The organism is Thioclava dalianensis, from assembly GCF_000715505.1.
Lineage (GTDB): Bacteria > Pseudomonadota > Alphaproteobacteria > Rhodobacterales > Rhodobacteraceae > Thioclava > Thioclava dalianensis.
Window position 1 is genome coordinate 206,051 of the sequence record NZ_JHEH01000004.1, and the last position, 21,994, is coordinate 228,044.

Annotated in this window: 27 protein-coding genes; 22 read left to right on the forward strand and 5 right to left on the reverse strand. The window is 62.0% G+C overall.

Features of this window, described 5'->3' with window-relative positions:
- Positions 1-14 precede the first annotated feature (14 nt).
- Entirely contained in the window at positions 15-1,046 is a 1,032-nt protein-coding gene (folP, locus tag DL1_RS05225; RefSeq protein WP_038063439.1) for a dihydropteroate synthase, read from the forward strand.
- A complete protein-coding gene (glmM, locus tag DL1_RS05230; protein WP_038063442.1) occupies positions 1,043-2,386 on the forward strand; it encodes a phosphoglucosamine mutase in 1,344 nt (447 codons plus the stop codon). Before folP ends, glmM begins: the two co-directional genes overlap by 4 nt.
- A gap of 7 nt (positions 2,387-2,393) precedes the next feature.
- Here glmM and DL1_RS05235 read toward each other — a convergent pair whose 3' ends face one another.
- Together DL1_RS05235 and ilvC are read right to left on the reverse strand one after the other, a co-directional pair.
- A complete protein-coding gene (locus DL1_RS05235; RefSeq protein ID WP_038063445.1) occupies positions 2,394-2,786 on the reverse strand; it encodes a hypothetical protein in 393 nt (130 codons plus the stop codon).
- 83 nt (positions 2,787-2,869) lie between these two features.
- Complete coding sequence (gene ilvC, locus DL1_RS05240) at positions 2,870-3,892, reverse strand: ketol-acid reductoisomerase (RefSeq protein WP_038063448.1); 1,023 nt, start codon at positions 3,890-3,892, stop codon at positions 2,870-2,872.
- Positions 3,893-4,018: 126 nt separating this feature from the next.
- Between ilvC and DL1_RS05245 the strand changes: the two genes are divergently transcribed.
- From DL1_RS05245 to urtE, 15 genes are all read left to right on the forward strand, one after another.
- A complete protein-coding gene (locus DL1_RS05245) occupies positions 4,019-4,477 on the forward strand; it encodes an Lrp/AsnC family transcriptional regulator (RefSeq protein ID WP_038063451.1) in 459 nt (152 codons plus the stop codon).
- A complete protein-coding gene (locus DL1_RS05250; protein WP_038063454.1) occupies positions 4,474-4,935 on the forward strand; it encodes an Lrp/AsnC family transcriptional regulator in 462 nt (153 codons plus the stop codon). The genes DL1_RS05245 and DL1_RS05250 overlap by 4 nt, the downstream gene beginning before the upstream one ends.
- A 139-nt stretch (positions 4,936-5,074) precedes the next feature.
- The gene (locus DL1_RS05255; protein WP_051693334.1) at positions 5,075-5,899 is read left to right on the forward strand and encodes an urease accessory protein UreD; all 825 of its coding nucleotides are present in this window, start codon (positions 5,075-5,077) and stop codon (positions 5,897-5,899) included.
- Between the two features lie 9 nt (positions 5,900-5,908).
- Positions 5,909-6,211 (forward strand): urease subunit gamma, encoded by a 303-nt coding sequence (locus DL1_RS05260; protein WP_038063457.1) that lies wholly within the window; start codon positions 5,909-5,911, stop codon positions 6,209-6,211.
- Between the two features lie 59 nt (positions 6,212-6,270).
- The gene (locus tag DL1_RS05265) at positions 6,271-6,456 is read left to right on the forward strand and encodes a hypothetical protein (RefSeq protein WP_038063460.1); all 186 of its coding nucleotides are present in this window, start codon (positions 6,271-6,273) and stop codon (positions 6,454-6,456) included.
- Positions 6,457-6,460: 4 nt separating this feature from the next.
- Positions 6,461-6,766: an urease subunit beta gene (locus DL1_RS05270; RefSeq protein WP_038063463.1), complete on the forward strand. Its 306-nt coding sequence runs from the start codon at positions 6,461-6,463 to the stop codon at positions 6,764-6,766.
- Positions 6,766-8,472, forward strand: a complete 1,707-nt coding sequence (gene ureC / locus DL1_RS05275) for an urease subunit alpha (RefSeq protein WP_038063466.1) — start codon at positions 6,766-6,768, stop codon at positions 8,470-8,472. The genes DL1_RS05270 and ureC overlap by 1 nt, the downstream gene beginning before the upstream one ends.
- Before the next feature lie 129 nt (positions 8,473-8,601).
- Positions 8,602-9,105 carry an urease accessory protein UreE gene (locus tag DL1_RS05280; RefSeq protein ID WP_038063469.1) on the forward strand — a complete coding sequence of 168 codons (504 nt, stop codon included), beginning with the start codon at positions 8,602-8,604 and terminating at the stop codon, positions 9,103-9,105.
- Positions 9,098-9,736, forward strand: coding sequence for an urease accessory protein UreF (locus tag DL1_RS05285; RefSeq protein ID WP_038063472.1), 639 nt, complete (start codon positions 9,098-9,100; stop codon positions 9,734-9,736). Before DL1_RS05280 ends, DL1_RS05285 begins: the two co-directional genes overlap by 8 nt.
- Positions 9,737-9,745: 9 nt before the next feature.
- A complete protein-coding gene (ureG, locus tag DL1_RS05290; protein ID WP_038063475.1) occupies positions 9,746-10,372 on the forward strand; it encodes an urease accessory protein UreG in 627 nt (208 codons plus the stop codon).
- A gap of 283 nt (positions 10,373-10,655) precedes the next feature.
- Complete coding sequence (gene urtA / locus DL1_RS05295; protein WP_038063478.1) at positions 10,656-11,939, forward strand: urea ABC transporter substrate-binding protein; 1,284 nt, start codon at positions 10,656-10,658, stop codon at positions 11,937-11,939.
- A gap of 70 nt (positions 11,940-12,009) precedes the next feature.
- Positions 12,010-13,992, forward strand: coding sequence for an urea ABC transporter permease subunit UrtB (urtB, locus tag DL1_RS05300; protein WP_038063481.1), 1,983 nt, complete (start codon positions 12,010-12,012; stop codon positions 13,990-13,992).
- Positions 13,993-14,086: 94 nt separating this feature from the next.
- Positions 14,087-15,310, forward strand: a complete 1,224-nt coding sequence (gene urtC, locus DL1_RS05305; protein ID WP_038063484.1) for an urea ABC transporter permease subunit UrtC — start codon at positions 14,087-14,089, stop codon at positions 15,308-15,310.
- Positions 15,307-16,065, forward strand: a complete 759-nt coding sequence (urtD, locus tag DL1_RS05310) for an urea ABC transporter ATP-binding protein UrtD (RefSeq protein WP_038063487.1) — start codon at positions 15,307-15,309, stop codon at positions 16,063-16,065. Before urtC ends, urtD begins: the two co-directional genes overlap by 4 nt.
- A 1-nt stretch (position 16,066) precedes the next feature.
- Positions 16,067-16,762: an urea ABC transporter ATP-binding subunit UrtE gene (gene urtE / locus DL1_RS05315; protein WP_038063490.1), complete on the forward strand. Its 696-nt coding sequence runs from the start codon at positions 16,067-16,069 to the stop codon at positions 16,760-16,762.
- Between the two features lie 19 nt (positions 16,763-16,781).
- Here the strand turns inward: urtE and DL1_RS05320 are convergent, their stop codons facing one another.
- Together DL1_RS05320 and DL1_RS05325 are read right to left on the reverse strand one after the other, a co-directional pair.
- Complete coding sequence (locus DL1_RS05320) at positions 16,782-17,189, reverse strand: hypothetical protein (RefSeq protein ID WP_038063493.1); 408 nt, start codon at positions 17,187-17,189, stop codon at positions 16,782-16,784.
- Positions 17,190-17,217: 28 nt separating this feature from the next.
- A complete protein-coding gene (locus DL1_RS05325) occupies positions 17,218-18,420 on the reverse strand; it encodes a pyridoxal phosphate-dependent aminotransferase (protein WP_038063495.1) in 1,203 nt (400 codons plus the stop codon).
- Positions 18,421-18,502: 82 nt separating this feature from the next.
- Here DL1_RS05325 and DL1_RS05330 point away from each other — a divergent pair, with 82 nt between their 5' ends.
- The 4 genes from DL1_RS05330 to DL1_RS05345 all read left to right on the forward strand — a co-directional run bounded on the left by DL1_RS05330 (position 18,503) and on the right by DL1_RS05345 (position 20,221).
- Complete coding sequence (locus DL1_RS05330; RefSeq protein ID WP_038063498.1) at positions 18,503-18,883, forward strand: helix-turn-helix domain-containing protein; 381 nt, start codon at positions 18,503-18,505, stop codon at positions 18,881-18,883.
- Complete coding sequence (locus tag DL1_RS05335) at positions 18,880-19,155, forward strand: FAD assembly factor SdhE (RefSeq protein ID WP_038063501.1); 276 nt, start codon at positions 18,880-18,882, stop codon at positions 19,153-19,155. Before DL1_RS05330 ends, DL1_RS05335 begins: the two co-directional genes overlap by 4 nt.
- 103 nt (positions 19,156-19,258) lie before the next feature.
- Positions 19,259-19,768 (forward strand): MarR family winged helix-turn-helix transcriptional regulator, encoded by a 510-nt coding sequence (locus tag DL1_RS05340; protein WP_081856256.1) that lies wholly within the window; start codon positions 19,259-19,261, stop codon positions 19,766-19,768.
- 75 nt (positions 19,769-19,843) lie between these two features.
- Entirely contained in the window at positions 19,844-20,221 is a 378-nt protein-coding gene (locus tag DL1_RS05345) for a DUF2237 family protein (protein ID WP_038063504.1), read from the forward strand.
- Between the two features lie 58 nt (positions 20,222-20,279).
- Here DL1_RS05345 and epmA read toward each other — a convergent pair whose 3' ends face one another.
- Positions 20,280-21,311 (reverse strand): EF-P lysine aminoacylase EpmA, encoded by a 1,032-nt coding sequence (epmA, locus tag DL1_RS05350; RefSeq protein ID WP_038063664.1) that lies wholly within the window; start codon positions 21,309-21,311, stop codon positions 20,280-20,282.
- Between the two features lie 100 nt (positions 21,312-21,411).
- On the opposite strand from epmA, the gene efp reads away from it, so the two are divergent.
- Positions 21,412-21,981 (forward strand): elongation factor P, encoded by a 570-nt coding sequence (gene efp, locus DL1_RS05355; protein ID WP_038063506.1) that lies wholly within the window; start codon positions 21,412-21,414, stop codon positions 21,979-21,981.
- Positions 21,982-21,994: the final 13 nt, after the last annotated feature.

A 21,994-nucleotide genomic window follows, 5' to 3' on the forward strand; every position in this document is an offset into this window, starting at 1 on the left:
GGTGAATGGGGCGCATGGACAAGATCTATTATCGCCCGATTGCGCGCACCGACTCCGCCCGGCCCGAGACGGCCCTGACACTGGCCGGGGGCTGGTGTTGGTTTGATGAGGTGGAGCTGATCCGCCGGGACGCCGAGCCCGAGATCATCCCCGCGACCCATTTGCCCGAAGAAGAAATGATCCGCCTCTGCGAGCCGCGCAAGCCGCTTGGTACGCTTGCGCTTGATGCACCGCGGATCATGGGAATTTTGAACGTCACGCCCGACAGTTTTTCCGATGGCGGGCAGTTCGATGTCGAGGATGCGGCGGTGGCCCGCGCCTTTGCCCTGCGCGAGATGGGCGCGGATATTCTCGATATCGGCGGGGAATCGACCCGACCCGGCGCGACGGAGGTTTCCGAGGATGAAGAGATCGCTCGCACCGCCCCGGTGATTTCGGAGCTGCGCGCGCGTGGCTTCGACGGTCTGATCTCGATCGACACGCGCAAGGCTCTGGTGGCCGATCAGGCGCTTGAGGCGGGGGCGAACATGCTCAACGATGTCTCGGGGCTAGAATTTGATCCCGCGATGGTCGAGGTGGCGGAAATTTCTGGTGCGCCGATTTGCCTGATGCATGCGCAAGGCCTGCCTGAGGATATGCAGGACGACCCGCGCTACGGCGATGTTCTGCTCGATATCTACGATTATCTCGAGGACCGGATCGCTCTGGCCGAGGCTCATGGCGTCGAGCGCGCCAATATCATCGCCGATCCAGGTATCGGCTTTGGCAAGACGGTGGCGCATAATCTGGCGTTGATCCGGGGTCTTAGCCTGTTTCACGGCTTGGGCTGCCCGCTGTTGCTGGGGGTGTCGCGCAAGCGGTTCATCGGCACTGTGGGGCATGCCGAGGAGGCCAGCGCCCGGATGCCCGGGACGCTGGCCGTGACGCTGACGGGGCTGGCGCAGGGCGTGCAGATCCACCGGGTGCATGATGTTGCCGAGATCGTCCAAGGCGTGCGCCTTTGGGACGCTATCGCAAGAGGCTACGCAGAGGAGAGCGACGCATGAGCAGGAAGCTTTTCGGCACGGATGGCGTGCGCGGACAGGCCAATTCGGGCCATATGACGGCTGAGATGGCGCTGAAGCTGGGCGCGGCCGCCGGGCGCTATTTCCGGCAGGACAAGTCGCGCGGCCACCGGGTCGTGATCGGCAAGGATACCCGCCTTTCGGGCTATATGTTCGAAAATGCGCTGACGGCCGGGCTGACCTCGACGGGGATGAATGTGCTGCTGCTGGGGCCGGTGCCGACGCCCGCCGTGGGCTATCTCACCCGCTCGATGCGCGCCGATCTGGGCATCATGATCTCGGCCAGCCACAATCCCGCAAAAGACAATGGTATCAAGTTCTTCGGCCCGGACGGCTTCAAGCTATCTGACGCGGCAGAGGCCGAGATCGAGGCGATGCTCGACGAGGAGATCCGTCTGGCCCAGCCCGAGAATATCGGCCGTGCCAAGCGCATCGATGACGGGCTCGGGCGCTATGTCGAATATGCCAAGACGACCTTCCCCAAGGGCGGGCGGCAGGGCCTCAAGGTGGTGGTGGATTGCGCCAATGGTGCGGCCTATCGCGCTGCCCCCGCTGTGCTGTGGGAGCTTGGCTGTGACGTGATCCCCGTCGGGGTCTCGCCCGATGGCCGCAATATCAACGAGCGCTGCGGCTCGACCTATCCCCTGACCTGTGCCGAGGCCGTCGTGGCCCATGGCGCGGATCTTGGTATTTCGCTCGATGGGGATGCCGACCGGGTGATGATCATCGACGAGACCGGCCATGTCGCCGATGGCGATCAGATCATGGCGCTCTTGGCTGCGCGTTGGGCCGAAAGCGGTCAGTTGCGTGGGGGCGCTCTGGTGGCGACCGTGATGTCAAACCTTGGGCTGGAGCGCTTTCTTCAGGGGCGCGGGTTGCGGCTTGAGCGCACGGCGGTCGGTGATCGCTACGTGGTCGAGCGGATGCGCGAAGGCGGGTTCAATTTGGGCGGTGAGCAATCGGGCCATATCGTGATGACCGATTATGCCACGACCGGTGATGGGCTGATGGCGGGCTTGCAGTTTCTGGCAGCCATTGCCGAGACCGAGCGACCCGCCTCCGAACTCGTGCGGCAGTTCGAGACCGTTCCGCAATTGCTGAAAAACGTCAGGTATCAGTCTGGGCAGGAGCCTCTCTCTGCGCCAAACGTTGAAAAAGTGATATCGGAGGCCGAGGCGAACTTGGCCGGGCAGGGGCGTCTCTTGATCCGGAAATCGGGCACAGAGCCGCTGATCCGCGTGATGGCGGAATGCGAGGACGTGGGCGTCTTGCATGCGGCGGTGGACAGTATCGTGGCGGCGGTCGCGGCAGAGACCGCCTGACCCGCGATCACCCCACCAGCAGCCTCAGGCCGACCCAGAGCAGAAGGCCCGTTTCGAGCAGCGTCCAAGCGATACCGAGCGCGTGCCAGATGCGCGGGCCAGGGCCTGCGCGCCGCACGGAGCGGATCAGCCCAAGGAGGATCGCCCCTCGGTAGATCGCCGCAATAATCGCGGCACTGCCAAAGAGCGGCGAGAGGTGGCCGGGGCTTGCAAGGGCGGTGAACAAAGCCACCAGAACCAGAACCGGAACCGCAAAAAGCGCCGGGCCGTAATTTCCCGCCCAGAACGTATCGCCCGGCGGGAGTTGACCTGAGAAAAGCCGCGTAAACCATTGACGCGTAAAAATCTTTGCGTGATCGGCATGGATCGCGTCAAGTTCGGATCGGGTCAGGTCAGGCATGCGGACTCCGGATGTGTTACGTCACTCTCGCAAAGAAAAGGGCGCCTCGCAAGGCGCCCTTCCTGATGCATCTGGTCGCAGGCTCAGTTGCGCTCTTTATCGACCATTTTGCCTTTCGAGATCCACGGCATCATCGCCCGCAGCTTCTCGCCGACTTTCTCGATTTCATGCTCGTCATTGATGCGGCGCGTCGCTTTGAACGACGGCTGGCCGACCGCATTTTCCTGCATGAAGTCGCGTACGAATTTGCCGCTTTGGATGTCTTGGAGAACCGCTTTCATGCGGGCCTTCGTCTCATCATAGGGCAGAATGCGCGGGCCCGAGACATACTCGCCATATTCGGCGGTGTTCGAGATCGAGTAGTTCATGTTCGCGATGCCGCCTTCGTAGATCAGGTCCACGATCAGCTTGACCTCGTGGAGGCATTCGAAATAGGCCATCTCGGGCTCATAGCCCGCTTCGACCAGCGTCTCGAAGCCCATGCGGATCAGTTCAACGAGGCCGCCGCAGAGCACGGCTTGCTCGCCGAAGAGGTCGGTTTCGCATTCCTGACGGAAGTTGGTCTCGATGATGCCCGAGCGCCCGCCGCCGATGGCCGAGCAATAGCTCAGCGCGATGTCCTGAGCGGTGCCGGTTGCGTCATTGTCGACTGCGAATAGGCACGGCACGCCGCCGCCTTTGACATATTCGCCGCGCACGGTGTGACCCGGGCCTTTCGGTGCCATCATGATCACGTCGATGCCGGGCTTCGTCTCGATCAGGCCAAAATGCACGTTCAGGCCGTGGGCAAATGCGATGGCCGAACCTTCTTTGAGGTTGTCATGCACGTATTTCTTGTACGTCTCGGCCTGCAATTCGTCGGGCATGGTGAACATGATCACGTCGCACCAAGCGGCGGCTTCTGCGATCCCCATGACCTTGAGGCCCTCGCCTTCAGCCTTCTTGGCCGAGGGCGACCCGTCACGCAGGGCGACGACGACATTTTTCGCGCCGGAATCGCGCAGGTTCAGCGCGTGGGCGTGGCCTTGGCTGCCATAGCCCAGAATGGCGACTTTCTTGTCTTTGATCAGGTTCACATCGCAATCGCGATCATAATAGACGCGCATGGCGTTCCTCCTTCTATGTTCAGGGGCGAGATTAGCGATCTAGCGCGGAAAGTGATTTCGAAACTTGAGAAAAATTTGAGTAATTCGTATTATCAATTCTTAATTTTATAGAACATCGAGAAATTCATGCAAATTACCGATGCGGACCGCCGACTCTTGCGGCACATGCTGGCAGCGCCCGGGCTTTCGGTTGCCGATCTCGCCGAGCGTGCGGGGCTGACTTCGGCCACGTGCTGGCGTCGGATCGAGAGGTTGCGCGAAGGTGGCGTCTTGCGTGGTGAACATGCGGTGATCGACTGGCACGCGCTGGGTTGGGAGGTTGAAGTGTCGCTGCGGTTCACGCTCGACAAGACCGATCCGCGCGCGTTCGATGCGTTTATTGCTGCGGCCCGAAACGTTTCGGAGGTGATCGAAATCCAGAGCTTTCTGGGGTCGACCGATATGCGGCTTCAGGTCATCGCCCGTGATATGGCGCATTATCAGGAGATTTATCGCAACAAGATCCTGACCTTGCCGCATATTGCCGAGCTGGATGCGTTGATGCTGATCTCGACCATAAAATCGGGCGCGGAGTTGCCGCTATGAGCTTTGCACTGGATGATCTGGATCGCGCGATCCTGCGTGCTTTGCGGGAGGATGCGACCCAAAGCGCCGGCGCTCTTGGGCGCAAGCTTCACCTGTCTCAACCCGCGACCTGGCGCCGTATCAAGCGTTTAGAGGAGGCGGGCGTTCTGGTCGGGCGTCGCATTGACCTTGATCACACGGCGCTCGGCTTCGGGGTGACGGTGTTTCTCGGCATCAAGCTTGCGGCGAAGGGGCGTGTCAGTCTGGAAGATTTCGAGCGCGCCGTGACGGCGATCCCGGAGGTGCAGGTCGTTCAACACGTTTTGGGGCTTTTTGACTATCGTGTCCGTGTCACCGCGCGCGATCTTCCCGATTTCGAGCGTGTCCTGCGGCGGCGGATCATGACACTGCCGGGGGTCGGGCAGGTCGAGGCGAATGTCTTGCTCAGTGAAGAGCGCAGACCCGGGCCGCTCGGCTAGTTCCTTTTCCGCACGTTTTGTGAGCAATGCGAGCAAAAAATAGACGCAGGTTTGTCGCCATCCCATCTGTCATGGCCGTTGTCAGTCTGTGCAATGGACGCGCGAAGCTGCGCGCGGTTCTATCGTCTGGGAGGCCCAGATGTTTGACGCAAAATCCCCGGATGAATTGACGCCTGCGATGCAACGCTCTCGCGGGGCGGCGATGGTGTCTTTTTCGGGGTCGCGCCTGCGTGGGTTGCGTCAATCGGGATCGGCCAAGGCGATCTTGCCGCGGGTCGCAGGCGATTCCGAGGTGGTTTTTCTCAATACTTCCGGTGGTTTGACTGGTGGGGATCGGCTGGACTACCGAACGTCACTGCAAGAGGGCGCTCGATTGGTGGCGACCACGCAGGCGGCTGAGCGGGGCTATCGCTCGGATGCGGGCGTCGCCCGCGTGCATGTTGAGCATAGCGTCGGCGCGGGTTGCTGGCTTGATTGGTTGCCGCAAGAGACGATCCTGTTTGATCGCGCCAAGTTGCATCGTGAGACGGTTATCCGGCTTGCTCCTGATGCCGGGTGCTTGATGGTCGAAGCTGTCATCTTGGGGCGCACCGCGATGGGCGAGACCGTCTCTGACTTGCAGTTTTTCGATGTTCGACGGATCGAACGGGCTGGAAAGCCTATATTTCTAGAGCCTTTCTTGATGAATTCCGACATCCTCGCAAACAGTGCTCAAGCCGCGACATTGGCGGATGGGAGGGCCTTCGCGACGATTGTGCTCTGCGCTCACGGTGCGGAAGATGCGGTGGATGCGGTGCGGGGCGTGCTGGATGAGCCGGAAGTGACCGGCGCGGCATCGGGATTTGATGGCAAATGCGTGATCCGGCTTTTGGCGCGGGAAGGTTGGCCGCTGCGCCGACAGATCTTGCGCGTGATGACGATTTTACGACGTGGGGCGCCCGCCCCGCGCGTGTGGCAGATCTAAGAGGACAAGATGAACCTGACGCCGAGGGAAAAAGACAAGCTTTTGATCAGCCTCGCCGCGATGGTCGCGCGCGGGCGATTGGAGCGTGGGGTGAAGCTGAATCACCCGGAAGCTATTGCGATCATTAGCGATTTTGTTGTGGAGGGGGCCAGGGATGGGCGTTCTGTCGCGGATCTGATGGAGGCCGGCGCGGAGGTGATCACAGCCGAGCAATGCATGTCTGGCATTCCGGAGATGATCCATTCGATTCAGGTCGAGGCGACATTTCCCGATGGCACCAAGCTCGTCACGGTTCACCATCCGATCCGCTGAGATAAGCAAAGCTTATTCTCCCGCCTGATACATAAGTTTTACTTACGAAAGGACCTTCGATGAAACGTCTCTTTGCCCTTGCCGCCCTCGCACCCACCGCTGTGCTGGCCCATCCCGGTCACAGTGCGGGCACCACTTGGTTTTTCCACGATGGTCCGCTTATCGGCGTGCTTCTATTGGCCGCGGCGCTCTATCTGGTGCCGGAAGTGATCCGGGCTTGGCGCAATTCCGACGATGAGGAGTGAGCGCATGATCCCAGGGGAAATACTGACATTGGATGGCGAGATCACGCTCAATGAAGGGGTCGAGGCGATCACGCTGATGGTCGCCAATGCGGGCGACCGCCCGGTGCAGGTGGGAAGTCACTACCATTTTGCAGAAACCAATCCGGGGCTGTCCTTTGATCGGGATGCCGCACGCGGATACCGGCTGGATATCGCAGCCGGCACGGCGGTGCGCTTTGAGCCGGGCCAGAGCCGCGAGGTGCAGCTCATTCCGTTCCGCGGGGCGCGCCAAGTCTATGGTTTCAATCAGAAAGTCATGGGGGCTTTGTAATGCCAGCTACGATTTCTCGCGCGACATATGCCGATATGTTCGGCCCGACGACGGGCGACCGGGTGCGGCTGGCCGATACCGATCTGATCATCGAAGTGGAACGCGATCTCACCACCTATGGCGAAGAGGTGAAATTCGGCGGCGGGAAGGTGATCCGCGACGGGATGGGCCAAAGCCAGATTTCACGCGCGGGCGGTGCGGTCGATACCGTGATTACGAATGCGCTGATCGTGGATCATTCGGGCATCTACAAGGCCGATCTGGGGCTGCGCGACGGGGTGATCGCCGCGATTGGTAAAGCGGGCAATCCCGATACCCAGCCGGGGGTCGACATCATCATTGGCCCCGGTACGGAAGTGATTGCGGGCGAAGGGAAAATCCTGACGGCGGGCGGGTTTGACGCGCATATCCATTTCATCTGCCCGCAGCAGATCGAGGACGCGCTGGCCTCCGGGATCACGACGATGCTGGGTGGGGGCACGGGGCCGGCCCATGGCACGCTGGCCACGACCTGCACTCCGGGCCCATGGCATATCGGGCGGATGCTTCAGAGCTTTGACGCCTTTCCGGTGAACCTTGCGCTGTCGGGCAAGGGCAATGCGTCGCGGCCCGATGCGCTGGTGGAGATGGTCAATGCCGGGGCTGCCGCGCTCAAGCTGCACGAGGATTGGGGGACGACGCCGGGTGCGATCGATTGCTGCCTGAGTGTCGCCGACGACATGGATGTGCAGGTGATGATCCATACCGACACGCTCAATGAGAGCGGGTTCGTCGAGAACACGTTGGCCGCGATCAAGGGCCGCACGATCCACGCCTTTCACACGGAAGGGGCGGGCGGAGGCCATGCGCCAGACATCCTGAAAGTCGTTTCACATCCGAATGTTATCCCGTCTTCGACCAATCCGACGCGGCCCTATACCGGCAACACGATCGAGGAACATCTCGATATGCTGATGGTCTGTCATCACCTCGACAACCGGGTGCCCGAGGATGTGGCCTTTGCCGAAAGCCGGATCCGCAAGGAGACAATTGCGGCCGAAGATATCCTGCATGACATGGGCGCGATGTCGATTATCTCGTCAGACAGTCAGGCGATGGGCCGGGTGGGTGAGGTGATCATTCGCTGCTGGCAGACTGCTGACAAGATGCGCAAGCAGCGCGGGCGGTTGCCCGAGGAGCAGGGCGAGAATGACAATGCGCGGGTCAAGCGCTACATCGCGAAATACACGATCAACCCCGCGATTTGCCATGGGATGAGCCGCCATATCGGCTCTGTCGAAGTTGGCAAGCGTGCCGATCTGGTTCTGTGGAACCCGGCTTTCTTTGCCGCGAAGCCCGATATGGTGCTGGTGGGCGGAATGATCGTGTCGGCCCAGATGGGCGATCCCAACGGGTCGATCCCGGCGCAGCCTTTCTACATGCGCAATATGTTTGGCGCCTATAGCGGCGCGCGGCATGCGTCTTCGGTGATCTTTGTGAGCCAAGCCGCGGAGGCGGCGCAGATCGGGGCCAGTCTGGGGTTGGCCAAATCCACGCTTGCTGTCGAGAAGACGCGCGGCATCGGCAAGGCGGATATGGTGCATAATGCGGCGACGCCTCAGATCGAGATCCATCCCGAGACTTATGAGGTGCGTGCCGATGGCGAATTGCTGACCTGCGAACCGTCCGAAAGCCTGCCTTTGGCGCAGCGGTATTTCCTGTTCTGAGCTGGGAGCGGTCCGAAACGTTTCGGCCAGCCCATCGGCGCGGCGAGCGGTGATCAAACAAGGCGGTCCTGTCGCGGATTTTACGCGGATTGGGATCGCCAAACTTACAGAGCTTTCATGGAGGCAGAAATGTCTGAATATCCGAAATCCGAAACGATTGCGGCGCGGGGGGAATGGCGCGATGCGATTGATCATGTGGCGCTTGATTATGAGGGGCGCTTCCTGCGGCGCAAGCGTCTGGTGGCGGCCTCTGGGGCCGGGTTCCTGGTGGATCTGCCCGAGGTGACCAATCTTGTGGGCGGTGAGGCTTTTGTTCTGAGCGACGGGCGCTGCATCGAGGTGCGACCCGCGCGCGAGCCGGTGCTGGTCGTCCGTGGCCCCAGCCTGCCGCGGCTGGCGTGGCATATCGGCAACCGGCACACACCTTGCCAGATCGAGGCGGATCGCTTGGTGATCCGCGCCGATCATGTGCTCGAGGGGATGCTCAAGGGCTTGGGCGCGCAGGTCAGCGCCGCGATGGAGACCTTTCAGCCCGAGGGCGGCGCCTATGGGATGGGCCGCACGATGGGCCATGAGCATGGGCACAGCCATCACCACGCCTCCGATCATCACCACGAACACGATCATGCCTGAGGGCGCGCCTGAACTGGCCCTGATGCAATGGCTCTCGCCCGGGTTTCCGACCGGGGCCTTTGCCTATAGCCATGGGCTGGAGCAGGCGGTGGCCTTGGGCGATGTGCATGATCCGGACAGTTTGGCGCTATGGCTGGGTGCTGTTTTGGCGCATGGCACAGGCTGGAGCGACGCGGTGCTGCTGGGATGCGCGCTGCGCGGCGAGGATCTCGATGCGCTCGATGATCTGGCGCGCGCTCTGGCGGGGTCGGCGGAACGGCTAAGCGAAAGTGCGGAGCAGGGGGCGGCCTTCGCGCGGGCGCAATCGGGCTTGCGCGGGGTCGAGCAGCGTGCGCGGATGATGCCGCTCGCCGTGGCGGAGGCGGCGCGGGATCTCGATCTTCCGAGCCCGCGCATCATTGCACTTTTTCTACATTCCTTTGCGGCAAACCTGGTGTTTGCGGCGGTCCGGCTTGTCCCTTTAGGACAAGTGGCCGGTCAGAAGGTGCTCGCTGGGCTGCATCCGCAGATCACCGAGATTGCGCAGCGCGCAGCGGCTGCGGGCCGCGACGATATCGCGACCAGCGCCTATCGAGCCGAGATCGCGGCGATGCAACATGAGACGCTCGATGTGCGTCTGTTCAAGACATGAGGTGAGAGAATGGGAAACGGACCTTTACGCGTTGGCATCGGTGGGCCGGTCGGCGTTGGCAAGACGACACTGACCGAGCAATTGGCGCGTGCGCTGGCCGCGCGTGTCTCGATGGCGGTGGTGACCAACGATATCTACACGCGCGAGGATGCCGAAGCCCTGATGCGGGCGCAGGTGCTGCCGGCTGAGCGGATACGCGGGGTGGAAACCGGCGGTTGTCCGCATACCGCGATCCGTGAGGATGCCTCGATCAACCTTGCCGCGATTGCAGATCTGAACCGCGCGATCCCGGATCTGGAGCTTGTGCTGATCGAGAGCGGGGGCGACAATCTGGCGGCGACCTTCAGCCCGGAGCTGGCGGATCTTACGATCTATGTGATCGACACGGCGGCGGGGCAGGATATTCCGCGCAAACGCGGCCCTGGGGTGACGAAATCCGATCTTCTCGTGGTGAATAAGATTGATCTGGCCCCCTATGTCGGGGTCGATCTGGCATTGCTTGAGAGCGACACGCAGGCGGCGCGCGGGGACAAGCCTTTCGTGCTGACGCGCCTGCGCCAAGGCGATGGGATGGAGCAGATCGTGGAGTTTCTGGTGCGCGAGGGCGGCTTGGCGCTCAGCCCGATTCCAGCGTGACGCGAGATGCGATTGCTTAAATAACGGGCGCGTGAGCGAAATCTGCGCAGGAATCTTTGGCAAACCCGTCCTCGTGGCGGGTTTTGCCACTTTGAGCTGCGGATTTCTTTGCCGCGTTGCAGCGTTGGCGCTTGGATAGCCGAGGCGCTGCGGGATCTCACCCGCACCGCCACCAACAATGGAGGTTCAGCCGCCGCGACAAGAGCCCGATCCACGCGATCGCAAGAGGGCCACGCGCGCTGACGCAAACGAGGGACGACACATGATTACTCGGCGCAACCTTATGATTTCCGCAGCTTTTGCGGGAACGGTGACGATGACGGGCGGGGTGGCTTTCGCTCAGGAGGACGACAAGATTAAGGTGGGTGTCCTGCATTCGCTGTCGGGCACGATGGCGATTTCGGAGACCACGCTGAAGGACACGGTCCTGATGCTGATCGAAGAGCAAAACAAGAAGGGCGGCATCAACGGCAAGATGCTAGAGGCGGTCGTGGTTGATCCGGCCTCGGACTGGCCGCTCTTTGCCGAAAAAGCCCGCGAGCTGATTTCGGTCGACAAGGTGGACGTGATCTTCGGCTGCTGGACCTCCGTGTCGCGCAAATCGGTGCTGCCGGTGCTTGAAGAGCTCAACGGGCTGCTGTTCTACCCTGTGCAATACGAGGGCGAGGAAAGCTCGCGCAACGTGTTCTATACCGGGGCCGCCCCGAACCAGCAGGCGATCCCGGCGGTGGATTACTTCCTCAACGAACTGGGCGTCGAGAAATTCGCGCTTCTGGGCACCGATTATGTCTACCCGCGCACCACGAACAACATTCTCGAGGCCTATCTCAAAGATAAGGGCATCGCGAAGGAAGACATCTTCGTCAACTACACGCCCTTCGGTCAGTCCGACTGGTCCAAGATCGTCTCGGACGTCAAGGCGCTTGGTGCGGATGGCAAGAAGGTCGGCGTGATCTCGACGATCAATGGCGACGCCAATATCGGCTTTTACAAAGAACTCGCAGCCTCGGGCATCACCGCAGATGACATCCCGGTCGTGGCCTTCTCGGTTGGCGAAGAAGAGCTGTCGGGTCTGGGTCAGGCCGATCTGAAAAACCTCGTCGGTCAGCTGGCCGCCTGGAACTATTTCGAGAGTGCCGATACCCCCGAGAATGCCGAGTTCATCAAAACCTGGCACGCCTATACGGGCGATGACAGCCGTGTCACCAATGACCCGATGGAGGCCACCTATATCGGCTTCAACATGTGGGTGAACGCGGTCAAAGAGAAAGGCACGACCGATATCGATACGATTATCGCGGCGATGCCGGGGCAGGAATTCCCCAACCTCACCGGCACCACGGCGAAGATGCTGCCCAACCACCACCTGACCAAACCGGTCCTGATCGGTGAGATCCAAGAGGATGGCCAGTTCGACATCATCTCGCAGACCGATCCGGTTCCGGGCGATGCCTGGACCGACTACCTGCCGGAATCGGCGGTGCTCAAGTCGGATTGGCCGGGCCTCGATTGCGGGATGTACAACACCCAGACCAAGACCTGCGTTCAGAAGAAGTCGAACTACTGATCGACCGACAAAACACGCGGCAGGGGCCAGTCTCCTGCCGCGAGACCGGGCAGGGGTGCAGGGGAATTCGATGCATAAGCTCTTTATTTGGCTCGCGATTGCCGTGATGCTCGCGTGTCCCGTGCGCGCGCAGGACACGTCCCCGCAGAGCGGATCTGTGACCTCGGCGCCCGCACCCACTGGGCTTGGCGCGATCTTGGCGGATAACGCCCAGAAGATCGCGCGCCCCTCGCGGATGACCATCGGCCCGGTGATCGATGAGATCGCAGCCTCAGGCCCCGGCGCCTCGCGGTTTCTGCAGGCTTGGGCGGATAAGCGGGTGGGGCTGCGCGAGAGCGATGATGCGGTCTTTATCATAAAGCGCGTGGGTCAGGACTATGCGCTGAGCGATCCCGTCACGGGGGAGGATGCGGGCACAGCGCCACGCTCCGAGATCAAGGAGGTCAAACCGAATTCCGGCGTGCGCGCGCTGATCGGCGCGGCGCTGGTCAAGTTTCTGCTCTCCGATCCCGATCCCTCCAAGCGTCGCGAGGCTTTGCAGGCGATTGAGCGCGACGGCGAAGCCAGCCATCTCGCGCCTTTGCGCGCCAGTATCCCGGATGAGACCGACCCGAAAATCAAGGCCGAAAAGCAGCGGCTCGAGCGCTTGCTGACAATCCGTTTTGGCAAAGAGTCCGCCGAGCGGATCGCCGCAATCGAGAGCTTTGGCTCCGATACCGGGCTGGATCTGCGCGGCACGCTCAACCCTCTGGTCGCGACCCGACGGAGCGCGTTTGCAGGCGCGCCCGAGGGCAATGTCGCTGATGAGCTCAAACCCGGGCGCGATATTTCGGATGCTGAGGCCTATGCGCTTTTGGTGGAGGCCAAGATGGCACCCGCGCGGATCAGCGCAAGCGAGGTGCAGCGGGCGCTGGCGGCCCATGTCGTCAACGGTCAGGTGGGCGGGCTGCCGCTGTCGGAGATGTCCGATCCCAAGGCGCGCGAGCAGGCTTATGCGGCGCTGGCCAAGGCAGGCGAAGTGCCGCAGCGGTTGACCGATGCCGAGGCGCAAAAGCTGGTGGAGGCGCACAGCTATGCCGATATCTACGCCGAGCCCGACCCGGATGTGACCGCCGCCGCCGAGGCGGGGCTGACGCGGGTGAGCCGTCAGGTCTCGCTGATGCAGGGCGCGGATCTGGGGCTCGATGCGCTTTCGCTCGCCTCGATCTATTTCCTCGCAGCCATCGGTCTTGCGATCACCTTCGGGGTGATGCGCGTGATCAACATGGCGCATGGCGAGTTCATCACGATGGGTGCCTATACCGGCTATGTGGTGCAGCTCTTCGTGCCCGATAAAACGCTCTCGGTGCTGGTCGCGCTGCCGCTGGCCTTTGCGATCACATTCGGCGCGGGCGTCGCGATGGAGCGGCTGGTGATCCGCTATCTCTACAAGCGTCCGCTCGAGACGCTGCTGGCAAGCTTCGGGATCTCGATTGCGCTGCAACAGCTCTTCAAGAACATCTTCGGCACGCAGGCCCGTCCGCTCACCTCGCCGCCTTGGCTCGAAGGGGCGCTGCAATTCAACGATATCGTCTCGATCAGCTATATCCGCATCGCGATCTTCGTGCTCGCGCTGGTTTTCCTCGCGCTGTATCTCTGGGTGATGCGGCGCACGCGGCTCGGGCTTGAGGTCCGCGCGGTGACGCAAAACCCCTCGATGGCGGCCTCGATGGGAATCAATCCCGACCGGATCAACATGCTGGCCTTCGGCTTTGGCTCGGGGATTGCCGGGATCGCGGGCGTGGCCATCGGGCTGTTTGCCAAGGTCACCTCCGAGATGGGGCAGGATTATATCGTGCAAAGCTTCATGACGGTGGTTGTGGGCGGTGTGGGCTCGATCTTCGGCACGCTGGCCGGGGCCACGCTGATCGGCGGGCTGCAAAAGAGCATCGAATGGCTCAACCCCTCCAACACGCTGGCAGCCCAGACCTACATGATCCTTTTCATCATCATCTTCATCCAATTCCGGCCGCGCGGCATCATCGCGCTCAAGGGTCGGGCCGCGGGAGATTGACCATGTTAAAACCGGATATCTCTTCGCCTTGGATCAAATACCTTGCGGGGGTGCGGGGGTGCAAAACCCCCGCCGCGACATGGGGGGGGAGCGCATGAAACCCGGATTTCTGAGCAAAAACCCCTCGGTGCTGTGGTTTCTCGCGATCCTTGCCTGCTTCACGCTGGTGATCACCTTACTGAGCCATGCCTATGGGCCGGGCGTGATCTCGACCTCGATGGTGAAGACCTTGGGCAAGACGTTGTGCCTGTGCCTGATCGCCATCGCGATGGATCTGGTCTGGGGCTATACCGGCATTCTCAGCCTTGGCCATTTCGCCTTTTTCGGACTGGGCGGCTACATGATCGGGATGTGGCTGATGTATGAGCGCACGCGCGATATCGTGCTGGCCTCGGCGGGCGATTTTCCGATGACCCAGCAGGAGGTGCGCGATGCGATTGGCACGCAGATCTTTGGCGTCGTGGGGGGCTCGGATCTGCCCGCGATCTGGACCTTCGCGGGCTCGCTGCCGATGCAGCTTCTCTTCGTGGTGCTGGTGCCGGGGTTGCTGGCGCTGATCTTCGGCTGGCTCGCCTTCCGTTCGCGGGTGACGGGGGTCTATCTGTCGATCCTGACGCAGGCGATGACGCTGGCGCTCTCGCTCTATCTCTTCCAGAACGAGAGCGGGCTGCGCGGCAATAACGGCCTTTCGGGGCTGCAAAACATCCCCGGCCTCGCAGCCGATCAGGATCACAGTTCGGTCTGGTTCCTCTGGGCCTCGGCCTTTGCGCTGGCGTTGGGATATGTGCTCTCGGCGGCGATTGTGTCGGGCAAGTTCGGCTCGGTCATTCGCGGCATCCGCGACGATGAGGCGCGGGTGCGGTTTCTGGGCTATCCTGTCGAGGGCTACAAGCTGTTCGTCTTCACGCTAACGGCCGTGATCGCAGCGATTGCGGGCGCGCTCTATTACCCGCAGGCGGGCATCATCAACCCCGGTGAGATGGCGCCCATCGCGTCGATCTATCTCGCGGTCTGGGTCGCCATTGGCGGGCGCGGGCGGCTTTACGGGGCGGTGATGGGTGCGTTTTTTGTCTCTATCGTCTCAAGCTGGTTCACCGGCGGGCGGGTGCCCGATCTGCCGCTGGGCTTTTACACGGTCAAATGGGTCGATTGGTGGCAGGTGTTGCTGGGGCTGAGCTTCGTTCTGGTGACGCTGCTGGCGCCGAAAGGCCTCTCGGGGCTGGTCGATCTTCTGGCCCATATCCGGAGCCCCCGGCGCGGTGGCACACCGATGGGCCCCGATCAGGGCAGTTTGCAGCAAGAGGAGGCGCGCGAATGAGTACCGGTGCGGGCGCGGCCACGCTTCTCGAGGTCTCGGGCATCTCCGTCAGCTTTGATGGGTTCAAGGCGATCAACAATCTCAGCTTCTCGATTGGTCGTGCCGAGTTGCGCGCGGTGATCGGCCCCAATGGCGCGGGCAAGACGACCTTCATGGATATCGTCACCGGCAAGACCCGGCCCGATGAGGGCTCGGTGCTTTGGGGGCCGATGTCGACCAACCTGCTCAAGCGCAACGAGGCGCAGATCGCGCGGGCAGGCATCGGGCGCAAGTTTCAAAAGCCGACAGTCTTCGAGGATCAGTCGGTGACCGACAATCTGATGATGGCGCTCAAGGCGCATCGCGCGCCGTGGCGGGTCCTGTTCTGGCGCGCAGGCGCGCGCGATGCGGCACGGGTGCGCGAAGTTGCCGAGCAGGTGGGGCTGGCCGAGCAATTGCCGCGCAAGGCGGGTGAGCTGAGCCACGGGCAAAAGCAATGGCTCGAGATCGGGATGCTGCTGGCGCAGGAGCCCCAGCTCTTGCTGGTAGACGAACCCGCCGCTGGCATGACGCTGGCCGAGCGCGAGCAGACGACAGCCCTTCTGGTGGCGCTGGCGCGCGATCATGCGGTGGTGGTGGTCGAGCACGATATGGAATTCGTGCGCAGGCTCGATTGCAAGGTCACGGTCTTGCACGAGGGATCGGTGCTGGCGGAAGGGTCGCTCGATCATGTGACGGCGGATAAACGGGTGATCGAGGTGTATCTTGGGCGCTGACATGCTGAAAACACGCGGGCTGACGCTGCATTACGGCGGCAGTCAGATTCTATACGGCATCGATATGGAGGCCCGCGCCGGTGAGGTGACCTGCATCATGGGCACGAACGGGGTGGGCAAGACCTCGCTTCTGAAAGCGATTTCGGGCACGCATCCGCGCTCTGGCGGCGAGGTCATTCTGGACGGGGCGCAGATGGGGCGGGTCGCGCCGCAGGCGATGGCGCGGGCGGGCTTGGGCTACGTTCCGCAGGGCCGGATGATCTTTCCGCTGCTCAGCGTGCGCGAGAATATGGAAACGGCCTTTGCCTGTCTGCCCAAATCCGAGCATTTCATCCCCGATGAGATTTATGAGCTGTTCCCGATCCTCAAGGAGTTCCTCAACCGGCGGGGCGGCGATCTGTCAGGCGGCCAGCAGCAGCAGCTTGCGATCGCGCGGGCGATGCTGATGAAGCCCAAGCTTCTGTTGCTCGATGAGCCGACCGAAGGCATTCAGCCCAATATCATCCAGCAAATCGGGCGCGTGATCGCCTATCTGCGCGAGAAGGGCGATATGGCGATCATCCTCGTCGAGCAATATTTCGACTTCGCTCATGATCTGGGGGATCGCTTCTACGTGCTCAAGCGTGGCGCCGTGGCGATGGAGGGCACGAAGGACACGCTGACCCGCGAGGCGCTGCGCGAAGTGGTCTCGGTCTGATCCGCCGAGCCTTGGCCGCTCATTTCGCCTTGGCGATCACCCGTTCGGCCTTTTTGCGCACCAGAACCGAGCGCAGATCATGCATCGTGAGCAAGAGCGTGTCGGTGATCTCTTCGAGCTGATCATCGGTGGCGCGCGATTGCGCCCATTGCGTCACCAGATTGAGGTGATCGATCGCGCGCAGGATGTCATCGACATCGCGCGCCGCCAGCACATCGCGGCGATGCGTGATCCAGGCGTCGATCTCGGCACGGTCCTGTGCGCTCAGAACGCGGTCGCCCTGCGGCTTGATCTCGCCGTTGCGGACATTGACCACCGCGATCTGGTCCATCTCGATGCGCCGTTGCCGGTTCTCGGTATCGACCCGAAAGACCGCCGCGCCATTCTCTTTGACCCGGAAATAATAGTCCGGAAGCTCGCCTGCCATGCCTGTGTCTCCCTGGCCGTTTCCCGGCCTATCGCAGCCCTTCGCAAAAGGTCTTTATGCGGGCGCATGCTTCGGTCAGCGCCGCATCAGAGGTAGCGTAGCTGATGCGGAAGTTGGGCGAAAGTCCGAAGGCTGCGCCGAACACCACGGCAACGTTGCCCTCTTCGAGAAGCGCAGTCGCGAAGCTCTCATCATCAGAGATGAGCGTGCCTCCGGCGGTGGTTTTGCCGATGCAACCCGCAATCGAGGGGTAGACGTAGAAAGCCCCCTCGGGCGTCGCGCAGGTGATCCCGGGGCAGGCGTTGAGCGCGTCGACGACAAGATCGCGCCGACGTTTGAAAGCGGCCCGAGCGGTGCCGATATAGTCCTGCGGACCGTTTAGTGCTTCGGTTGCGGCCCATTGGCTGATCGAGCAGGGGTTGGAGGTCGATTGCGACTGGACCTTGCGCATCGCGGCGATCAGCGCTTTCGGGCCGCCCGCATAGCCGATCCGCCAGCCCGTCATCGCATAGGCTTTGGAGACCCCATTGACCGTCAGGGTGCGCTCATACAGCCCCGGCTCAACCTGCGCGGGGGTGGTGAAATCGAACCCGTCGAAAGTCAGGTGCTCGTACATGTCATCCGTCATCACCCAGACTTGGGGGTGGCGCATCAGCACATCGGTCAGCGCTTTCAGCTCGGCGCGCGAATAGGCAGCTCCCGAGGGGTTGGAGGGCGAGTTGAAGATGAACCACTTGGTGCGGGGCGTGATCGCGGCCTCAAGCGCCTCGGGGCTGATCTTGAAGCCCAGCTCGGGCTTGCCCTCCACAAAGACAGGCGTGCCGCCCCCGATCAGGACCATATCGGGATAGCTCACCCAATAGGGCGTCGGGATGATCACCTCATCACCGGGATTGAGCGTCGCCATCAGCGCGTTGAACAGCACATGCTTGCCGCCCGACGAGACCGAGATCTGATCGGGCGTGTAATGCAATTCGTTATCGCGCGCGAATTTGGCGCAGATCGCTTCCTTCAACTCGGTCAGCCCGTCGACGGCGGTGTATTTGGTTTTTCCGCCATCAATCGCTGCCAAGGCCGCTTTCTTGATATTGTCGGGCGTGTCGAAATCGGGCTCTCCGGCGGACAGGCCGATCACATCGCGCCCGGCTGCGCGCAGATCGGCAACCTTGCCCGTCATCGCAACGGTTGGCGAGGGTTTGACCCGTGCGAGCGTCTCGGAAAGAAATGCCATCGAACTGCCCTTGATTTGTATTCCATTGCGCAAACTTCTAGGCTTGGGGCCAACAGTGATCAAGCGAAAGCAGGAGATGTTCATGGCCGAAGATTGGTACGGTGAGGCATCGGCAACATTTGGCGACCGTTTGGCGGGCGCGCGTGAGGCTGCAGGTCTGAGCCAGACGCAACTGGCCGAGAAGCTGGGTGTGCGGCTGGAAACCCTCGAGGCGTGGGAGGACGATGCGGCCGAGCCGCGCGCCAATCGTATGCAAATGCTCTCGGGGATGCTCAATGTCACATTGATGTGGTTGCTCACCGGCGAGGGGCAGGGGCTTGACGGCCCGCCCGAGGCAATGGCAGAGCCAACGACGGATCGTGCGATCGTGCGCGAAATCCGCGAGGTGCGCGCCGGGCTCGAAGAGCTGGACGCACGGCTGGGCCGCTTGGAAAAACGGCTCATGGCAGGAGAGAGCGAATGAGCGAGACCCCAGAGGCCCGGTTGAAGCGGATGCGGATGCGCAGCTGGCGGCGTGGCACCAAGGAAATGGACATGATCCTTGGGCCTTTCTCCGATGAGTCGCTGGCGGGGCTCGAGGCGCCGGAGCTGGATCTATATGACGCGCTGCTCGAAGAGAACGATCAGGATCTCTATCCGTGGGTGTCGGGTACGCGCCCCTGTCCCGAGCAGTACAGCGCCTTGATCGCCCGGATCGGGGAGTTTGCCCGCGCACGCCATCTGCCGCAACGCTGAGGCCCGCAAGTCCCTGTTCGGGTGCGGGGGTATTCGTCTTAACGGTATCTTTGCCATTCTCCGTCACGCTGCTTGCGATAGGTGAGCAGCGTTGGAGAGTCACATGGTTGTGCAAAACAAGATTGAGGAGCTCCGGTCTCGCGCGGACGGCCCGGGTCTGATGGCGGGCTATCTCGACAGCCTGTCCTTGCTGGAGCGATTGCACCGTCTGTTGCTCGATGTGATCAAGGACGAGTTCGAGCGTCTGGGAGAGCTGGAGATCAACCCGGTTCAGGCGCTCTTGCTGTTCAATGTCGGCGCGAATGAGGTCACCGCAGGCGAGCTGAAGACACGCGGCTATTATCAGGGCTCCAACGTGTCTTATAATCTCAAGAAGCTGGTCGAGGCGGGCTATATGCACCATCAGCGCTGCGATATTGATCGCCGCTCGGTGCGGGTGCGCCTGACCGCGAAGGGCCGCGAGATGCGCGACAATGTCGAGGCGCTCTTTGCGCGTCATGCGCAGGGGATGGAGACGCAGGGCGTGATCTCCTTCGATGCGATGGAGGAGATGAATCACACCCTGCGCCGGATGGAGCGCTACTGGTCCGATCAGATCCGCTACATCTACTGACGCCGATATCGCGCGCGGGGCTTGCCTTGCGCAGGTGCATCGCGGAAGCTTAGCCCCCAAACAGGGGGCGCTAGGATGCAGATGTACGAAGCGATCAATGTGTTGGGCGGGCCGTTGCAACCCTGCTCAAAAGCGCCGATGACCGGGTTTTTCCGGGATGGTAGCTGCAATACCTGCTGGGAAGATACCGGCTCGCACACGGTCTGCGCAGTGATGACGGCCGAATTTCTCGCATGGTCGAAATATGTCGGAAATGATCTGAGCACGCCGCGCCCGGAATTCGGCTTTCCCGGATTGAAGCCCGGTGACCGGTGGTGCCTCTGTGCCGCGCGTTTTGCCGATGCCGCGCAAGAGGGCTGCGGACCAAAGATCATGCTCGCCTCGACTCATCGCGACGCGTTGCGCGAGGTCTCGCTAAGCGTGCTCAAGGAACATGCCGCGCAAACCAAATGAGGTAAGCTAGGGTGCGACGCGCAGTCTGCGTCTTTGGATCAGGTGCGCGGCCTGATCCCTAGCCAACGGGCACCCAGATCACGTCATCGATCTGCGGCGCGCCCGTTGCGAGCATGACCAGCCGATCAAAACCAAGCGCGATCCCCGAGGCTTCCGGCATGATCGCAAGGGCGCTCAGAAATTCTTCATCGAGCGGGTAGCGCTGCCCGTAAAGCCGCGCCTTGAGATCCATATCGGCCTCGAACCTACGGCGTTGTTCAACCGCATCGGTCAGCTCGCCAAACCCGTTGGCCAGCTCCACCCCGCAGGCATAAAGCTCAAAGCGCTGGGCCAGCCGGGGATCGTCGGGGGCGGGGCGCGCGAGGGCCGCTTCGGCCAGCGGGTAGCGATCGAGGATCGTCGCGCGGCCATGGCCCAGATGCGGCTCGACCTTGGCCACCAGCAGTTTCGAGACCATATCCGACCAACTGTCATCCGCGGCTACGGCAAAGCCTGTACTTTCGCATTGCGCACGTAGGGCTGCGGCATCGGTCGCCCCGCCGGGTGCACAGGTCGCCAGCAGGTCGATCCCGGCATAGTGCGAGAAAGCCTCCGCCACGCTCAGCCGCTCGGGCTGCGCGAAGGGGTCGCATTCCGCATGGGCTGAGCGGAACACCTCTGCGCCCGCCGCCCGGGCTGCCAGCGTCAGAATCGTCGCGCAATCGTCCATCAAAACCGTGTAATCCGCGCCTGCGCGATACCATTCCAGCATCGTGAATTCGGGGCTGTGGCGCGGCCCGCGTTCCCGGTTGCGCCAGACATGGGCAAAGCTCGCGATCCGGGCCTCACCCGCTGCGAGCAGCTTTTTCATCGCAAATTCTGGCGAGGTATGCAGATACATCGGGCGCGCTTGCCCGTCATTGCCAAGGGCCTCGGTTGCGAATGCATGCAGATGCGCCTCGTTGCCCGGGCTGATCTGCAACGCGCTGGGATCGACCTCGAGGAAGTCCTCCGCCTCCAGCCAGTCGCGGATCGCGTGTTGAATGCGGTTGCGTGCCAAAAGCGCCGGGCGACGGTCGGCATGGCGCTCAGGGGTCCAGAACGGGGGCATGATCGGCCTTTCAGGCTGGAAATCGGGGCGTAAATGGTTTAGGCGCTCAGCCAGCCGGGCGCCAGAGCCTGTTTCTTCGATAGTCACAAGGGGTCCTTTCATGGCCAAAGTCATCGCTTCCTCGGTCCGCAAGGGCAATGTTCTTGAAATCGACGACAAGCTTTATGTCGTGATCACCGCGCAGAACATCCATCCCGGCAAGGGTACGCCCGTCACGCAGGTCGACATGCGCCGCATTTCGGATGGCACGAAAGTGTCCGAGCGTTGGCGCACGACCGAGCAGGTGGAGCGCGCCCATGTCGAGGAAAGCGAGTATGATTTCCTCTACGAGGATGGCGAGGGCTATCACTTCATGGAGCCCAACACCTACGAGCAGATCGCGGTGCAAGACGATGTGATTGGCGATGCGAAAGTGTTCCTGCGCGACGGGCTGCGCGTCTATCTCAAGACGTTTCAGGGCGCCGCGATCGCGATCGACCTGCCGCAGAAGGTCACCGTCGAGGTCGAAGAGACCGAGCCGGTCGTGAAGGGTCAGACGGCCTCGTCGAGCTACAAGCCGTCGATGTGCACCGGTGGCATTCGCGTGATGGTGCCGCCGCATATCGGCGTGGGCACGCGGATCGTCGTCAACACCGAGGACAACACCTATGTGGAACGCGCGAAGGACTGATCTCGCGCCAAAG

Excerpts from the sequence above, each read along its gene's own strand:
- DL1_RS05280 (WP_038063469.1), top strand. The coding sequence starts at position 8,602 with ATGTCTGAATATCCGAAATCCGAAACGATTGCGGCGCGGGGGGAATGG.
- DL1_RS05255 (WP_051693334.1), top strand. The coding sequence starts at position 5,075 with ATGTTTGACGCAAAATCCCCGGATGAATTGACGCCTGCGATGCAACGC.
- urtC (WP_038063484.1), top strand. The coding sequence starts at position 14,087 with ATGAAACCCGGATTTCTGAGCAAAAACCCCTCGGTGCTGTGGTTTCTC.
- glmM (WP_038063442.1), top strand. The coding sequence starts at position 1,043 with ATGAGCAGGAAGCTTTTCGGCACGGATGGCGTGCGCGGACAGGCCAAT.
- DL1_RS05340 (WP_081856256.1), top strand. The coding sequence starts at position 19,259 with ATGGTTGTGCAAAACAAGATTGAGGAGCTCCGGTCTCGCGCGGACGGC.
- ureG (WP_038063475.1), top strand. The coding sequence starts at position 9,746 with ATGGGAAACGGACCTTTACGCGTTGGCATCGGTGGGCCGGTCGGCGTT.
- urtD (WP_038063487.1), top strand. The coding sequence starts at position 15,307 with ATGAGTACCGGTGCGGGCGCGGCCACGCTTCTCGAGGTCTCGGGCATC.
- DL1_RS05335 (WP_038063501.1), top strand. The coding sequence starts at position 18,880 with ATGAGCGAGACCCCAGAGGCCCGGTTGAAGCGGATGCGGATGCGCAGC.
- DL1_RS05320 (WP_038063493.1), bottom strand. The coding sequence starts at position 17,189 with ATGGCAGGCGAGCTTCCGGACTATTATTTCCGGGTCAAAGAGAATGGC.
- DL1_RS05270 (WP_038063463.1), top strand. The coding sequence starts at position 6,461 with ATGATCCCAGGGGAAATACTGACATTGGATGGCGAGATCACGCTCAAT.
- folP (WP_038063439.1), top strand. The coding sequence starts at position 15 with ATGGACAAGATCTATTATCGCCCGATTGCGCGCACCGACTCCGCCCGG.
- DL1_RS05325 (WP_038063495.1), bottom strand. The coding sequence starts at position 18,420 with ATGGCATTTCTTTCCGAGACGCTCGCACGGGTCAAACCCTCGCCAACC.
- DL1_RS05260 (WP_038063457.1), top strand. The coding sequence starts at position 5,909 with ATGAACCTGACGCCGAGGGAAAAAGACAAGCTTTTGATCAGCCTCGCC.
- ilvC (WP_038063448.1), bottom strand. The coding sequence starts at position 3,892 with ATGCGCGTCTATTATGATCGCGATTGCGATGTGAACCTGATCAAAGAC.
- DL1_RS05250 (WP_038063454.1), top strand. The coding sequence starts at position 4,474 with ATGAGCTTTGCACTGGATGATCTGGATCGCGCGATCCTGCGTGCTTTG.
- urtB (WP_038063481.1), top strand. The coding sequence starts at position 12,010 with ATGCATAAGCTCTTTATTTGGCTCGCGATTGCCGTGATGCTCGCGTGT.
- urtA (WP_038063478.1), top strand. The coding sequence starts at position 10,656 with ATGATTTCCGCAGCTTTTGCGGGAACGGTGACGATGACGGGCGGGGTG.
- DL1_RS05345 (WP_038063504.1), top strand. The coding sequence starts at position 19,844 with ATGCAGATGTACGAAGCGATCAATGTGTTGGGCGGGCCGTTGCAACCC.
- DL1_RS05285 (WP_038063472.1), top strand. The coding sequence starts at position 9,098 with ATGCCTGAGGGCGCGCCTGAACTGGCCCTGATGCAATGGCTCTCGCCC.
- ureC (WP_038063466.1), top strand. The coding sequence starts at position 6,766 with ATGCCAGCTACGATTTCTCGCGCGACATATGCCGATATGTTCGGCCCG.
- DL1_RS05235 (WP_038063445.1), bottom strand. The coding sequence starts at position 2,786 with ATGCCTGACCTGACCCGATCCGAACTTGACGCGATCCATGCCGATCAC.
- urtE (WP_038063490.1), top strand. The coding sequence starts at position 16,067 with ATGCTGAAAACACGCGGGCTGACGCTGCATTACGGCGGCAGTCAGATT.
- DL1_RS05265 (WP_038063460.1), top strand. The coding sequence starts at position 6,271 with ATGAAACGTCTCTTTGCCCTTGCCGCCCTCGCACCCACCGCTGTGCTG.
- efp (WP_038063506.1), top strand. The coding sequence starts at position 21,412 with ATGGCCAAAGTCATCGCTTCCTCGGTCCGCAAGGGCAATGTTCTTGAA.
- DL1_RS05330 (WP_038063498.1), top strand. The coding sequence starts at position 18,503 with ATGGCCGAAGATTGGTACGGTGAGGCATCGGCAACATTTGGCGACCGT.
- DL1_RS05245 (WP_038063451.1), top strand. The coding sequence starts at position 4,019 with ATGCAAATTACCGATGCGGACCGCCGACTCTTGCGGCACATGCTGGCA.
- epmA (WP_038063664.1), bottom strand. The coding sequence starts at position 21,311 with ATGCCCCCGTTCTGGACCCCTGAGCGCCATGCCGACCGTCGCCCGGCG.